Genomic DNA, 12445 nt, shown 5'->3' on the forward strand with positions numbered 1-12445 from the left:
GCACCGCCGCACCTCAGCCACGCAGGGCCTCGGACAGCTTGATCCGGCTGCCGATGCGCAGCACGCTGTTGCCGTAGATCTTCCCGCCCAGCCAGGTCAGCAGCGCGACGAACAGCACGGTCAGCGTGAGCGACAGCCCGATCTCCCAGCCCGCCGCCGCGCCCGTGGCGATGCGGGCCGGCATGAGGATCGGGGACAGCAGGGGGATCAGGGAAACGATCTTCGTCGCCGAGCCGGCGGGGTTCTGGACCAGCAGGTTGAACCCGGCGATGAACCCGACCACCAGGATGATGTTGAGCGGCCCGACCACCGACTGCGTGTCCTCCTGGCGCGACACCAGCGACCCCAGCGCGCCGTAGATCGTGGCGTACAACAGGAAGCCGAGCAGGTACCAGAGCAGCCCCCACAGCACCGCGCCCGCCGCGAAGCCCGACAGGGTGAACACGCCGGTCACCGTCGCCGCGCCGAGGCCGACCACGGCGAGGATCACCAGCTGCGTCAGGCCGACCAGGCCGAGGCCGATCACCTTGCCCAGCAGCAGCTGCCACGGCCGCACGCTGGCGAGCAGGATCTCCACCACCCGGCTCGACTTCTCCTCGACGACGCCCTGGGCGACCATCATTCCGTAGGTGATGATGCTCATGTACAGCAGGAACGCCACGACCAGGCCGACGACCAGCCGCTGGTCGTGGTCCGCGGGCTGCGGCGAGAGGGCGTCGTCCCGCACGTGGGTGCCGTTGACCCTGGCCATCACCTCGCCCGGCTCGAGCTGCGCCGACGACAGCACGCCGTCGAGCACCTGCTGCTGCGCGACCTGGTCGAGCACGCGGCGCAGCTGATCGTCCAAAAAGGACTTGTAGGTGGCGGTCAGCTGCGCCGCGCTGCCCGAGACGAGCGCGTCGAAGTCGCCGTTCCCGACCTTCTGCCTGCCCTCCGCCGGATCGGTGACGACGACGGTGGTGATGTCCCGGCCCGAAAGCGCGGCTTCGGTCTCCAGCTGGCGGGCGATCCCGGTCGCCTGGCCGGTCAGCCCGACCGTGCTCTTGCCCGACGAACCGGCCAGCGACGTCTGGAAGACGACGTAACCCAGCAGCAGCAGGAGCAGCACCGCGGTGCCGACCACGAACGACCGCGTGCGCAGCCGCGTGTTCAGTTCGCGCTTCAGCACGAGCCAGACCGCCCGGCGGCCACTCAGCGTCCTCATCGTGGTTCCTCCCCTGGGGACCCGGCGCCGTCGGAGACGGCGTCGCGGAAGAGCTCGGTCAGCGAGCGGCGACGGCGGCTGAACTCGGTGACCGGCCCGGTCGCCAGCGCCGCGGCGAGCACGGCTTGGTCGTCCGCGCTCGGTTCGAGGTCGAGCACCGTGGTCGGGCCCTGCTGCTCCAGCACCCGCACGCCGGGCAGGCCCGCGGCCCAGCCGGGGTGCGCGGCCGGCGCCGTCACGACCAGCTTGCTGCGTGCGCCCGCGGTCAGTTCGGCGACCGTCCCGACCGCGACCATCCGGCCGCCGCGGATGATCCCGACCCGGTCGCACAGCCGCTCGACCAGGTCGAGCTGGTGGCTGGAGAACACGACCGGCACCCCCGCCGCGGCCTTTTCCCGCAGGACGCCGCTCATCACGTCGACGGCGAGCGGGTCGAGGCCGGAGAACGGTTCGTCGAGCACGAGCACCGCGGGGTCGTGCACCAGCGCCGCGGCGAGCTGGACGCGTTGCTGGTTGCCGAGGCTGAGCTTCTGCACCTCGTCCTTGCGGCGGTCGGCCAGCCCGAGCCGGGTGATCCAGTTCTCCGCGTTGCGGTGGGCTTCGTTCGCGTTCAGCCCGTGCAGCTCGGCCAGGTAGACGAGCTGGTCGACCACCTTCATCTTCGGGTACAGCCCGCGTTCCTCCGGCATGTAGCCGATGTGCGTGCGGGTCTCGTGGGTGACCTTTTCCCCGCCGAACCGCACCTCACCGCCGTCGGCGGCCAGCACACCCAGCGCGATCCGCATGGTGGTGGTCTTGCCGGCGCCGTTGCTGCCGACGAAGCCGAACAGCTCGCCGGCGCGGACGTCGAACGAGACGCCGTCCAGCGCGACCTTGGCGCCGTAGCGCTTGGAGATCCGGTCGATCTCCAGTGTCCCCTCAGGCATTCCCCATCCCCTCCTCGAAATCCTCGGGGTCGTCGTCCGGCAGCGCCCAGCCGAGGAGCATCGACGGGACGGTGGTCCCGGTGACGAGCAGCGCGGACAGCATCATCGCGCCGCGCGCGCCACCCTCCTCGGTGGGGGCGATGAGCAGGCTGTACAGCAGCGCGATCACCATCAGGTAGCTGAGGATCTGGTACCCGGTGTAGGTGACGCGGTGGCGCCACTCGCGCTCGCGTTCGTCGAGCAGGCGGGAGAACCCGCCGCTCATCCGCCCGGTCAGGATCCGCAGCAGCACGAAGGCGAACCCGCCGGCGACCAGCCCGCTCAGCCACAGCGTGGGGAAGACCCACTTGTGCCCGACGGCGAAGGTGGCGGCGCCGGCGATCAGCGCCAGGTCGGCGACCGCCAGCACGGCCACCAGGGGCCGCCGGTGCCGCCGGTTGCGCCACCCGGGCAGCTGGTGGGCGCGCAGGCGTTCTTTTTCGTCCAGCTTGTCGAGCTGACGATCCCAGTAGGCCGCGAGCCGGCCTGGTGGTTCGGTCATGCTCCCCCCTCGCGGTAGACCTGGGTGGACAGTGGCGCGAACGGTTCCCGCCCGAACACGGCTTCGACCGGCAGGTCGAACACGGCGCAGATCCGGAAGGCCAGGTCCAGGCTCGGATAGTGGTCGCCGCGCTCGAGCGCCCCGATGGTCTGCGGGTTGACCTCGACGGCGGTCGCGAGCGCGGCCCGGCTCATGCCGCGCTCGGCCCGGAGCACGGCAAGCCGGTTGTAGATCGGCAGCTCTTTGCCGCGTCTGACCGGGCTCATGGGGCCAACTGTTGCAAAAACCCAACGACACGTCAAATCAAGAGAACATCAAGTCCGGTTGACGCACCCGGTTCAGCCGAGGCCGGCCAGCGACTTGTCGACAAGCTCCGCCACCCGCGCCGCCGCGGCCTCGGCGTCCGAGGGGATCAACGACAACCGCGTCCGGCGTTCGAGTACGTCCGAAACGTCCAGCGCGCCCTCGTTCCGGACCGCCCACACGACCTCCGCCGCCGTGATCTCCGTTCCCGGCGCGACCGGTGCGGCGAACTCCGCGTCCAGCTCGCCCAACGCCGCCACCCGAGGCGCCTCCGTGCCGTACCGGCCCACCAGCCGCGGCGGCGCGTCCACAAGGGACAACTCGGCCCGCGGAGCCGCCCCCAGCAACGGCAACCGCGCCGTCCGGGACGGGGCGACCGTGAACCCCGCCAAGCGGACCGCCGCGTCGACCGCGTCTTCGGCCATCCGGCGGTACGTCGTCAGCTTGCCGCCCACCACCGTCAGCAAGCCGTCCGAGCCCGCCAGGACCGCGTGCCTGCGCGACAGGTCCGCCGACCGGCCGCCGCCCTCCACCAGCGGCCGCAAGCCCGCGTACGAGCCGGCGACGTCCGCCCGGGTCAGCGGCCGGGCCAGCACCGACGAGGCCAGCGACAACAGGAAGTCCGCATCGGACGCCGGCACCGCCGGCACCGGCGGGATCGGGCCGGACACCGGCTCGTCCGTCAGTCCCAGGTAGACACGACCGTCCGGCTGGGGGAGCAGGAACACGAACCGGTTGGTCTCCCCGGGCACGCCGATGTTCACCGACGTCGTCCCCATCAGGACCGTCCCGGGCGCCAGCACCAGGTGCGAGCCGAGCGACGGGCGCAGCCGCACCGCGCCCGTCAGCGTGCCCGCCCACACGCCCGTCGCGTTGATCACCTGACGCGCGTGGATGTCCACTGTGTCGCCCGAAACGCCGTCTACGGCCGTGATCCGGTCCGCGGTCAGCGACGAAGCGGACAAGCGCGTGAGGATCCGGGCGCCGAACGATGCCGCCGTGCGGGCGAGGGTGACCACCAGCCGCGCGTCGTCGACCAAAGCGCCGTCGTAGGCCAGCAAGGCGCCGCGCAGCGAGCCGGCCGAAAGCCCGGGCGCCAGGGCCAAGGCGAGCGCCGGGGGGATCGAGCGCGGCCGCGGCAGCACCGACGACGGCGTGCGCGCCGCCCGCCGCAGCAGGTCCCCGGCGAGCACACCGGCCGTCACCATCCGCTCCTGTACGCGGGAAGTGCTGGGGTACCACGGGAACAGCTGCGGCATCGCGCGCGTGAGGTGCGGTGCCGTGCGGGTCATCATGATCCCGCGCTCGACCGCGCTCTCGTGCGCCAGCCCGAGTTCGCCGTGGGCCAGGTAGCGCAGGCCGCCGTGCACCAGCTTCGACGACCAGCGCGACGTCCCGAACGCGAGGTCGTACGCCTCGACCAGCGCCACCGACAGGCCACGGGAAGCCGCGTCCAGCGCGATGCCCGTGCCGGTGACGCCGCCGCCGACCACGGCGACGTCGACGCGCTCACCCGCCGCCAGCTCCGCGAGCTCACGTTCGCGGCGCCGCGCGTTGAGCGAGCCGGACGTCACGGCTTCAGCGCCGCGTCGAGCACGTGGGTGAACTCCGTCATCAACGCCGCCTCGGGCAGGTCCGCCGTGGCCGGCCGCAGCGAGAACGCGAACGACTGGACCACCAGCAGCACCGACCGGGACTGCACGGCGACCGGTGCCCGCCGGATCGAGCCGTCCTGGTGGCCGGCTTCCAGCAGCTGGTGCAACGCCTGTTCGGCGAACTTCTGCGTCGCGCCGAGCCGCTCCACGATGTACGGGAGGACGAGCTCGGGATCGACGTCGAGCAGGGTGCGGAACAGTGGATCGCTCGACAGCGCGCGGACGCCGGCCGCCGCGATGAGCACGAGCCGGTCGCGGCTGTGCGCCGCGTCGGCGCCGCGTTCGCTCGCCGTGCGCAGCAGCCCGCTGAACTCGCGGGTCATCAGGGCCGCGAGCACGCTGCGGACGTCGGGGAACCGGCGGTAGACCGTCATCCGGCTGACGCGCGCGGTGCGGGCGATCTCGGCGAGTGTGGTGCGGCGCACACCGACGGCCAGCACGCACGAACGTGCGGCGTCGAGCAGCACGTCATCGGCCACGCGCGTCGCCGTCTGGCGGTTGCGGGTGTCCGCGAGCGCAGACGAACCCGCGGTCTGGGTGGTGTGACGTTTCACGTCCATATGTCACACTGTAGTCGTGAACCCGCTCATTGACCACCGCCTCCGCCGGTCCTGGACCGACGAAGCCGCCGACGCCGCCCCGCTGCCCGCGCGGGCGGCCAAGTGGCTCGACCAGCGTATCGGTCCGGTCGCCCCCGGTGCCGCCCCAGCGCGCGATCTGCCGGTGGAAATACCGTCACCGAAACTGGCGAAGTCTGCTGAGGACGCGCTGGCGAAGGTGGTCGGCGCGGAAAACGTGCTGGTCGACGACCCGGCGCGGCTCGCGCGGGCGACCGGCCTGTCCTACCTCGACCTGCTGCGGCGCCGTTCGCCGTCGGCGGGCTTCCCGGTGCCCGACGCGGTGGTGCTCCCCGCCGATCCCGACGAGGTCCAGGCGGTGCTCGACGTCTGCGTCCAGCACGACGTCGGCGTGGTGCCGTTCGGCGGCGGGACGTCCGTGGTCGGCGGGGTGGCGGCGCTGCGCGGCGAAAAGCCGTCGGTGATCGCGCTGGACCTGGTCAAGCTCGACGCGCTGGTGTCGGTGGACGCCGAGTCGCGCATCGCCGTCCTGCAGGCCGGGGTCCGCGGGCCCGCGGCGGAAGAGCTCCTCGCCGCGCACGGCCTGACGCTCGGGCACGTACCGCAGTCGTTCGAGCGCGCCACGATCGGCGGCTTCGCGGCGACGCGCTCGGCGGGCCAGGCGTCGTCGGGTTACGGGCGGTTCGAGGACATGGTGGCCGGCGTGCGGCTGGCCACCCCGCGCGGCGAGTGGAAGCTCGGCGTCGCGCCGGCGTCGGCGGCCGGGCCGGACCTGCGCCAGCTCGCCGTCGGCAGCGAGGGCACGCTCGGCGTGATCACCGAAGTTTCGCTGCGGGTGCGGCCGGTGCCGGAGGTCCGGCGGTACGAGGGCTACGCGCTGCCGGGCTGGGCGGCCGGCGCCGGAGCGGTGCGGGACCTCGCACAGCACCACGCGCTCGCCGATGTCACCCGGCTGTCCGATGTGGACGAGACCGAGGTCTCGCTGGCGTTGAACGCCGGCGTGAAGACCGCGGCGCTGCGCCGCTACCTGGCCGCGCGGGGCGTCCGGCGGCCGTGTTTCCTCATCGTCGGCTGGGAAGGCACCGCGCACGACGTGGTGCGCCGCCGCCGTGAGACGACGCGACGGCTCAAGGCGGCGGGCGCCGTGCGCGTCGGTAAGGCGCTCGGCGAATCGTGGCGGCACGGCCGGTTCGCCGGACCCCGGCAGCGGGACGTCCTGCTGGACCAGGGGGTCTGCGTGGAGACGCTCGAAACGGCGGCCTACTGGTCCAATGTGGATGAATTGCGTGACGACGTCCGGGCGGCGTTGACGGCCGCGCTGGGCCGGGCGATCGTCATGTGCCACGTCTCCCACGCGTACGAAACGGGTGCCTCGCTGTACTTCACGGTGTTGACGGCCCGCGATGCGGACGATCCGGTCGGCCAGTGGCAGCGCGCGAAGGCGGCAGCATCCGAGGCCATCACGGGACTGGGCACGATTTCGCACCACCACGCCGTCGGCGTCGACCACGCGCCCTATCTGAGCGCGGAAATCGGCTCGCTGGGCGTGGAAGTGTTGCGGGCGGCCAAGTCCGCGGTGGACCCGACCGGGATCCTCAACCCGGGAAAGCTGGTGTGACAACTTCGCAGGGCACGCCGTGGCCGTCGGCGGCGACGCCGTCGAGCTTCGCCGCCTCGGCCTGGGGGACGTCGGCGGTCCGCACGGGAGCGCCGCCGACCAGCAGCGGGTAGCGGATCGGCGCGGCGCCGACGTAGGTGTGGACCTCGGTCAGCCGCGTGCCGTCTTCGAGCGTGACGTCAGGATCGGTGAGCCGGGCCAGGTGGTAGCGGGTGCCGCGGCCTTCGCAGCGGTCCAGGACCGCCAGCTGGTCCGGCGTCACGAACCAGATGGCGTGGTCCTCGACGCCGGCCATGGCGGTGAGGGTGGCCGGTCGCTGGTCGTCGACCACGCGGAAACCGGCGGCCCACACCGCGGCGAGCCCGGCGCAGCGCGCGTGCGCCACCACGACCGGTCCCGCCAGCCCGAGCCGCGCCCGCAGCCAGGTGATCTTCGACGGGTTCGCGTTCGAGCCGTAGGCGAGCACGGCCATCCGGTCGCGCCAGCCGCCGGGCGCGGTGCCGAGCGGGTGCCCAACGCCGTCGACGTGCACGAACGAGTAGCCCGGCCGGGTGCCGGGGTAGGGCTCGGCCGGGTACTCGTCGTCAGTGAAGAGAGTCAGAAGGTCACCACGCTGCGCAGCACGTCACCGTGGTGCATGCGCTCGAAGGCCTGCTCGACGCCGTCGACACCGATCCGTTCGGTGACGAACTTGTCGAGCGGCAGCCGGCCCTGCAGGTAGAGGTCGACGAGCATGGGGAAGTCCCGGCTGGGCAGGCAGTCGCCGTACCACGACGACTTCAGCGAGCCGCCGCGCGAGAAGAAGTCGATCAGCGGCAGGTCGTTCAGCCGCATGTCCGGCGTCGGGACGCCGACCAGCACGACGGTGCCGGCCAGGTCCCGCCCGTAGAACGCCTGCCGCCAGGTCTCGGGGCGGCCGACGGCGTCGATGACGACGTCGGGGCCGAACCCGCTGGTGGCGTCCTGCATGGCCTCGACGACCTGCGCTTCGCTGAGGCCCTTGCTGTTGACGGTGTGCGTCGCGCCGAAGCCCTTGGCCCACTCGAGTTTCCGGTCGTCCGTGTCGATCGCGACGATCGTGGTCGCGCCGGCCAGCTGCGCCCCGGCGATGGCGGCGTCACCGACGCCACCGCAGCCGATCACCGCGACGGAGTCGCCGCGCGTGACGGCGCCGGTGTTGATGGCCGCACCGAGCCCGGCCATCACACCGCAGCCGAGCAGCCCGGCGACCGCGGGTTCGGCCTCGCGGTTCACCTTCGTGCACTGTCCGCTGTGGACAAGGGTCTTCTCGAGGAAGGCACCGATGCCGAGCGCGGGCGAGAGCTTGGTGCCGTCCTGCAGCGTCATCGGCTGGGCGGCGTTGAAGGTCGAGAAGCAGTACCACGGCTTGCCCCGCCGGCAGGCCCGGCAGGTGCCGCAGACGGCCCGCCAGTTGAGGATGACGTAGTCACCCGGCGCCAGGTCGGTGACGCCCTCGCCGACGGCTTCGACGACGCCGGCGGCCTCGTGGCCGAGCAGGAACGGGAAGTCGTCGTTGATCCCGCCTTCGCGGTAGTGCAGGTCGGTGTGGCAGACCCCGCAGGCCTGCACGTTCACGACGGCCTCACCGGGACCGGGATCGGGCACGAGGACGGTCTCCAGCGAGACGGGCTCGCCCTTACCCCGCGAAACGACCCCCGGCACCTCGTACGGCATGCGAATCCACCTTCCGGCTCTGCTGGTCCTGCCCGCAGCTAATCACGGATCACGCGGACATGGCGACATCCGCATGAGTGATTGTGCGCAACAGGTTGCGCTCTCCGCAACTGAGCCGCCCCCGAATTCCACGCTACCGGGACCCACCGACAGTCTCCGGTGGCTCCGGCAGCTCCATCGACGCCAGTTTCGCCGGGTCCGCCACCGACGCGATGCCCACGATCCGGCCGCCCGCCACGGTGAACGCCACCACCGACATCGGCGTCCCGTCCGCGCGCCACGCCACCACGCCCGGCAGGCCGCCGACGGTCACCGCGCTGCCGCCGGCCGCCGCGCCGATCCGGGCGCCCGCCGCGACGTTCGTCGCGCCCAGGACCACCACCACGCCGTCCGGGGTGTCGACCGTCAGGCGGACCTCCGGGTCGAGCAGGCGCAGGAGCTGCTCGAAGTCGCCGTCGCGGGCTGCCGTCAGGAAAGCCTGGACCACCTCCCGCTGCTCCCGGCCCGCCGCCACCGGTGCCGCCGGGGTGCGGACCTTGCGGCGGGCGCGGCTGGCGAGCATCTTGGCCGCCGCCGTCGATTTGCCCAGGATCCGGCCGATCTCCTCGAACGGCACCCCGAACAGGTCGTGCAGCACGAACGCCAGCCGCTCGCCCGGGCCGAGCGACTCCAGGACCACGAGCAGCGCCAGCCCCACCGAGTCGGCGAGCTCCGCGTCCGCCTCCGGGCCGTCGTCGACCGCCACCACGATCTCGTCGTAAGGCGCTTCGGGGCGGGACTTGCGGGCACGCAGGACGTCCAGGCTGATCCGGCCGACCACCGTGGTCAGCCAGCCGTCCAGGTTCTCGATCGCCGCCGTGTCCTGGCGGGCCAGGCGCAGCCACGCCTCCTGGACCACGTCTTCGGCGTCCGCGTGCGAGCCCAGCAGGCGGTGCGCCACCCCGCGCAACCGGTCGCGCCGGGCTTCGAACGCCTCGGCCACGGTGTCGGTCATGTCGTTACCTTCCTCGATCCTGCTCCGTCGTGGTGGTGACGAGCCCGGAGGGGCACAGGTAACCGATGGAGGAACGATGGAACCACGGCTGAAGAGCACCAGCAGCCCCGAGGTGACCGGAGCGGTCCAGCAGCTGTTCAAGGCGGTGCACGCCGCCGGCGTCGACCCGCTGCTGCTGGAGCTGGTCCACCTGCGGGCCAGCCAGATCAACGGCTGCGCCCCGTGCACCTACGCGGGCGTCCAGTCCGCGAAGCGGCAGGGCGAGACCGACGACCGGCTGCACAGCGTCGTCGCCTGGCGCGAGACGCCGTTCTTCACCGAGCCCGAGCGGGCCGCGCTGGAGCTGACCGAGGCCGCCACGCGGATCCAGGACGGCCAGCCGGGCGTGACCGACGAGGTCTGGGCGGCCGCCGCCGCGCACTTCGACGAGGCGCAGCTCTCGGCGATCGTCCTGCACATCGCGCTCACCGGCTTCTTCAACCGGATCAACCGCGCGATCCGGGAGCAGGCCGGCAAGACCTGGTGAGTGCGGCGGGGCGCCGGCCGCGGCGCCCCGCCGATCCCGGTCAGGCCGGGGTGATGATGTACGCGATGCCGCCGGGGCCGCCGGCCACGGTGCCGTCCGCGCGGTAGCGCTTGGTCCGCTGCCAGATCTTCTCGAACTGGTCGCGCTGGTAGACGTTCCGCACCCGGTCGTTGCTGCTGGACGCCGGGTCGTTCGCGATCACGTCGCCGTCCTTCGTGAAGCCGACGACGACCATGATGTGCCCCGCCGTCCCGTAGCCGGCGCCGTCGAGCTCCGACGACAGGAACGACTGCGACGTGATCACCGGGATGCCGCGCGCGATGTACTCCTCGAGCTCGTTCAGCGAATGCAGCCGCGTGATGTGGCCGCGCAGCCCGCGCGAGGCCGCGTACGCGGTGTTGAACGGCCAGTTGCCAGTGCCGTCGTACGCGTGGTCGTAGGTGTACCGCGCCGCGAACGCCACCTGCGGGTCGACGTAGCCCGCCGGGATCCACGACATCTCTTCGGCGGACGGCTTCTTGCCCCAGTACTCGGCGACCATCTCGGTCGACGTCGGGCTGCACCAGGCTTCCCCGCCCCCGCCGTACTGCGGGAACTGTCCCTTGTGGAGGTTCTGCGCGTACGCGGGCACCTTCAGCTCGATCCCGCTGGCGCGCCCGGGCTTCGTCGGCTGGACGTCGAAGCGGTCCGGGACGGCCGACGTCATCGCGCCGAGCAGGCTGACCGACGGCGTCGCGCCCGAGCCGGCCTCGCGGTAGAGGCTGACCCGCAGCTTGTACGACTTCAGCGTGACGCCGGTCTTCATCACCAGGGTGTCGACGTCCACCAGCGCGTTCGCGTCGTCCTGGCCGTCGACGCTGGTCCGCAGGATGTCGGCGTCACCGCTGGCCCAGCGGCCCATCACGTACCACGCGGTTTCGGCGCCCGCCGACGTCCGGCCCTGCGCCTCGACCTGCAGCCAGGTCTTCGCGGGCGTCTTCGCGTTCCACGACGCGACCAGCTGCGTCGCGCCGAAGCCCTGCCGGTACGAAGGGGACGTCCACTGGCCGTATTCGTAGGTTCTCGTCGTGCCCAGCTCGGGTTCGGTGTGCTGGACCGTGCCGGCCGGGTGCGTGATGCGCAGCCCGTCCCGGCTCAGGCCGACCCCCGCGAAGCTGCCTTCGTGGAAGCGGCCGCCGGTCCATTCGTGGTAGTCGATCGCCTCGTCGTCGCGCGGCCGGACGGGCCCGGCCTCGGCGACCTGCACGGTGACCACGGACAACACAACCACTGACAATAAGGTGAACAACTTGCGTACGCGCATCGCGGCTCCCTGATAGACCCACCCAGTAGCCAGGGATTTTCGCTCTTCCGGGCGGACCTGTAAACTCCTGCCTAGAGCACGGCCTGCGTCTGTGTCACTTTCGCGACCAACCTGCCGTCGTCGTCGTGGATCTCGGTCTCCACCACGACGAACTTGCGCCCCGCGTGCAGTGGTCTGGACGACGCAACGGCGTAGCCCGAACGCACCGCACGCAGGAAGTTCGTCTTCGACTCGACGGTCGTGGTGCCCTGCCCGCCCTCGGGCAGGTTGAGGAACGCGCACACGGCACCGGTCGAGTCGGCCAGCGCCATGAGCGCACCCCCGTGCAGCGCACCACCGAGCGTGCAGAGGCTTTCATCCCACTTGAGCCGGCTACGGACGAGCTCGCGCCCGTGGGCCAGCACCTCGACGCCGAGCCGCTCGGAGAACGGCATGGAACGGTGGAACAGCTGCGTACCCTCGGGATCGGTCATACCCGGCAGCTTGCCCGACGCCTCGCCGCCGGGCGATTACCTCCGGGGTAGGGACGTCAGCTCAGCGGGTTCACCGTTGAAGTACGCCGATGGAGTGCGGCCGTGGCTCCATGGTTTCGTCACGCGCTGCCGTACGGTAGAGTCGATAGTTTCTGTTTTGGACCGGCTGCGGGATGGAGCGTGAACGGAATGGACGACGCCGCTGCACCTGCCGAGGAATACGAGTACCGCCCGGTGCTGTCGGCGGAGACCGGTAGCCGGGTGCGCATGCGGAGCCAGGAGCGGCCCGGAGTCCGGGTCGTCAAGGTGGCAACACCTCGGGTGGGCACCGACGGGCTTCGCGAGGTGCTGAAGGAGCGGTACGGAGTCAGGGCGAAGTAACCGGTCGCAGGAACTCCTGGCCCAGCGTCTTCATCCGCACCGAGAGGTCACTGTCGGCTTCGCCGAAGTAGACGTCGTCCTGAACGTCCGGTGCGTGCAGGAGCAGGATCACCACTCCGACCGGGAGTTCGTAATACGGCGCCTCGGGGCAGGATGACAGGCACCGCCAGGAAGTGGGTCCACCGGCCGTCGGTCCGGTACGCGACCGTGCCTTCGGTGGCCTGGCGCGCGGCGAATATCCGGGCATC

Annotated in this window: 15 protein-coding genes; 3 read left to right on the forward strand and 12 right to left on the reverse strand. The window is 71.7% G+C overall.

Annotation, left to right across the window (positions count from 1 at the left end):
* Nucleotides 1–13: 13 nt before the first annotated feature.
* The 6 genes from C2L59_RS43180 to C2L59_RS43205 all read right to left on the reverse strand — a co-directional run bounded on the left by C2L59_RS43180 (nucleotide 14) and on the right by C2L59_RS43205 (nucleotide 5108).
* Complete coding sequence (locus C2L59_RS43180) at nucleotides 14–1204, reverse strand: ABC transporter permease (RefSeq protein WP_103355370.1); 1191 nt, start codon at nucleotides 1202–1204, stop codon at nucleotides 14–16.
* Nucleotides 1201–2130, reverse strand: coding sequence for an ABC transporter ATP-binding protein (locus C2L59_RS43185; RefSeq protein WP_103355371.1), 930 nt, complete (start codon nucleotides 2128–2130; stop codon nucleotides 1201–1203). Before C2L59_RS43185 ends, C2L59_RS43180 begins: the two co-directional genes overlap by 4 nt.
* On the reverse strand, nucleotides 2123–2671 hold the full coding sequence (locus C2L59_RS43190) for a hypothetical protein (RefSeq protein WP_103355372.1): 549 nt from the start codon (nucleotides 2669–2671) through the stop codon (nucleotides 2123–2125). Before C2L59_RS43190 ends, C2L59_RS43185 begins: the two co-directional genes overlap by 8 nt.
* Nucleotides 2668–2937, reverse strand: a complete 270-nt coding sequence (locus tag C2L59_RS43195; protein WP_103355373.1) for a helix-turn-helix transcriptional regulator — start codon at nucleotides 2935–2937, stop codon at nucleotides 2668–2670. Before C2L59_RS43195 ends, C2L59_RS43190 begins: the two co-directional genes overlap by 4 nt.
* A 72-nt stretch (nucleotides 2938–3009) precedes the next feature.
* Entirely contained in the window at nucleotides 3010–4548 is a 1539-nt protein-coding gene (locus tag C2L59_RS43200; protein WP_103355374.1) for a glycerol-3-phosphate dehydrogenase/oxidase, read from the reverse strand.
* On the reverse strand, nucleotides 4545–5108 hold the full coding sequence (locus C2L59_RS43205; RefSeq protein ID WP_103355464.1) for a TetR/AcrR family transcriptional regulator: 564 nt from the start codon (nucleotides 5106–5108) through the stop codon (nucleotides 4545–4547). The genes C2L59_RS43200 and C2L59_RS43205 overlap by 4 nt, the downstream gene beginning before the upstream one ends.
* A 97-nt stretch (nucleotides 5109–5205) precedes the next feature.
* Between C2L59_RS43205 and C2L59_RS43210 the strand changes: the two genes are divergently transcribed.
* Entirely contained in the window at nucleotides 5206–6825 is a 1620-nt protein-coding gene (locus C2L59_RS43210) for an FAD-binding oxidoreductase (protein WP_370444832.1), read from the forward strand.
* On the opposite strand, the gene C2L59_RS43215 is transcribed toward C2L59_RS43210, so the two are convergent.
* From C2L59_RS43215 to C2L59_RS43225, 3 genes are all read right to left on the reverse strand, one after another.
* Complete coding sequence (locus C2L59_RS43215; protein ID WP_103355375.1) at nucleotides 6803–7357, reverse strand: gamma-glutamylcyclotransferase family protein; 555 nt, start codon at nucleotides 7355–7357, stop codon at nucleotides 6803–6805. The two genes, C2L59_RS43210 and C2L59_RS43215, sit on opposite strands and share 23 nt — an antisense overlap.
* Before the next feature lie 65 nt (nucleotides 7358–7422).
* Nucleotides 7423–8520: an S-(hydroxymethyl)mycothiol dehydrogenase gene (locus C2L59_RS43220; RefSeq protein ID WP_103355376.1), complete on the reverse strand. Its 1098-nt coding sequence runs from the start codon at nucleotides 8518–8520 to the stop codon at nucleotides 7423–7425.
* Between the two features lie 133 nt (nucleotides 8521–8653).
* A complete protein-coding gene (locus tag C2L59_RS43225) occupies nucleotides 8654–9514 on the reverse strand; it encodes a sigma-70 family RNA polymerase sigma factor (RefSeq protein ID WP_103355377.1) in 861 nt (286 codons plus the stop codon).
* A 76-nt stretch (nucleotides 9515–9590) separates the two neighbouring features.
* Here C2L59_RS43225 and C2L59_RS43230 point away from each other — a divergent pair, with 76 nt between their 5' ends.
* Nucleotides 9591–10040 (forward strand): carboxymuconolactone decarboxylase family protein, encoded by a 450-nt coding sequence (locus C2L59_RS43230; RefSeq protein WP_103355378.1) that lies wholly within the window; start codon nucleotides 9591–9593, stop codon nucleotides 10038–10040.
* A gap of 40 nt (nucleotides 10041–10080) precedes the next feature.
* Here the strand turns inward: C2L59_RS43230 and C2L59_RS43235 are convergent, their stop codons facing one another.
* Complete coding sequence (locus tag C2L59_RS43235) at nucleotides 10081–11343, reverse strand: peptidase C39 family protein (RefSeq protein ID WP_199199680.1); 1263 nt, start codon at nucleotides 11341–11343, stop codon at nucleotides 10081–10083.
* Between the two features lie 71 nt (nucleotides 11344–11414).
* Nucleotides 11415–11816, reverse strand: a complete 402-nt coding sequence (locus C2L59_RS43240) for a PaaI family thioesterase (protein ID WP_103355380.1) — start codon at nucleotides 11814–11816, stop codon at nucleotides 11415–11417.
* Between the two features lie 189 nt (nucleotides 11817–12005).
* On the opposite strand from C2L59_RS43240, the gene C2L59_RS43245 reads away from it, so the two are divergent.
* A complete protein-coding gene (locus C2L59_RS43245; RefSeq protein ID WP_103355381.1) occupies nucleotides 12006–12197 on the forward strand; it encodes a hypothetical protein in 192 nt (63 codons plus the stop codon).
* On the opposite strand, the gene C2L59_RS49990 is transcribed toward C2L59_RS43245, so the two are convergent.
* Nucleotides 12184–12309 (reverse strand): hypothetical protein, encoded by a 126-nt coding sequence (locus C2L59_RS49990; RefSeq protein ID WP_255410360.1) that lies wholly within the window; start codon nucleotides 12307–12309, stop codon nucleotides 12184–12186. The two genes, C2L59_RS43245 and C2L59_RS49990, sit on opposite strands and share 14 nt — an antisense overlap.
* Nucleotides 12310–12445 lie beyond the last annotated feature (136 nt).

This window comes from Amycolatopsis sp. CA-128772, from assembly GCF_002904295.1.
In the GTDB taxonomy this organism is placed as follows: domain Bacteria; phylum Actinomycetota; class Actinomycetes; order Mycobacteriales; family Pseudonocardiaceae; genus Amycolatopsis.

What these genes read in the sequence shown, in the direction of transcription:
- C2L59_RS43180 (WP_103355370.1), bottom strand. Translation starts at nt 1,204, where the DNA reads ATGAGGACGCTGAGTGGCCGCCGGGCGGTCTGGCTCGTGCTGAAGCGC.
- C2L59_RS43185 (WP_103355371.1), bottom strand. Translation starts at nt 2,130, where the DNA reads ATGCCTGAGGGGACACTGGAGATCGACCGGATCTCCAAGCGCTACGGC.
- C2L59_RS43190 (WP_103355372.1), bottom strand. Translation starts at nt 2,671, where the DNA reads ATGACCGAACCACCAGGCCGGCTCGCGGCCTACTGGGATCGTCAGCTC.
- C2L59_RS43195 (WP_103355373.1), bottom strand. Translation starts at nt 2,937, where the DNA reads ATGAGCCCGGTCAGACGCGGCAAAGAGCTGCCGATCTACAACCGGCTT.
- C2L59_RS43220 (WP_103355376.1), bottom strand. Translation starts at nt 8,520, where the DNA reads ATGCCGTACGAGGTGCCGGGGGTCGTTTCGCGGGGTAAGGGCGAGCCC.
- C2L59_RS43225 (WP_103355377.1), bottom strand. Translation starts at nt 9,514, where the DNA reads ATGACCGACACCGTGGCCGAGGCGTTCGAAGCCCGGCGCGACCGGTTG.
- C2L59_RS43230 (WP_103355378.1), top strand. Translation starts at nt 9,591, where the DNA reads ATGGAACCACGGCTGAAGAGCACCAGCAGCCCCGAGGTGACCGGAGCG.
- C2L59_RS43235 (WP_199199680.1), bottom strand. Translation starts at nt 11,343, where the DNA reads ATGCGCGTACGCAAGTTGTTCACCTTATTGTCAGTGGTTGTGTTGTCC.
- C2L59_RS43240 (WP_103355380.1), bottom strand. Translation starts at nt 11,816, where the DNA reads ATGACCGATCCCGAGGGTACGCAGCTGTTCCACCGTTCCATGCCGTTC.
- C2L59_RS43245 (WP_103355381.1), top strand. Translation starts at nt 12,006, where the DNA reads ATGGACGACGCCGCTGCACCTGCCGAGGAATACGAGTACCGCCCGGTG.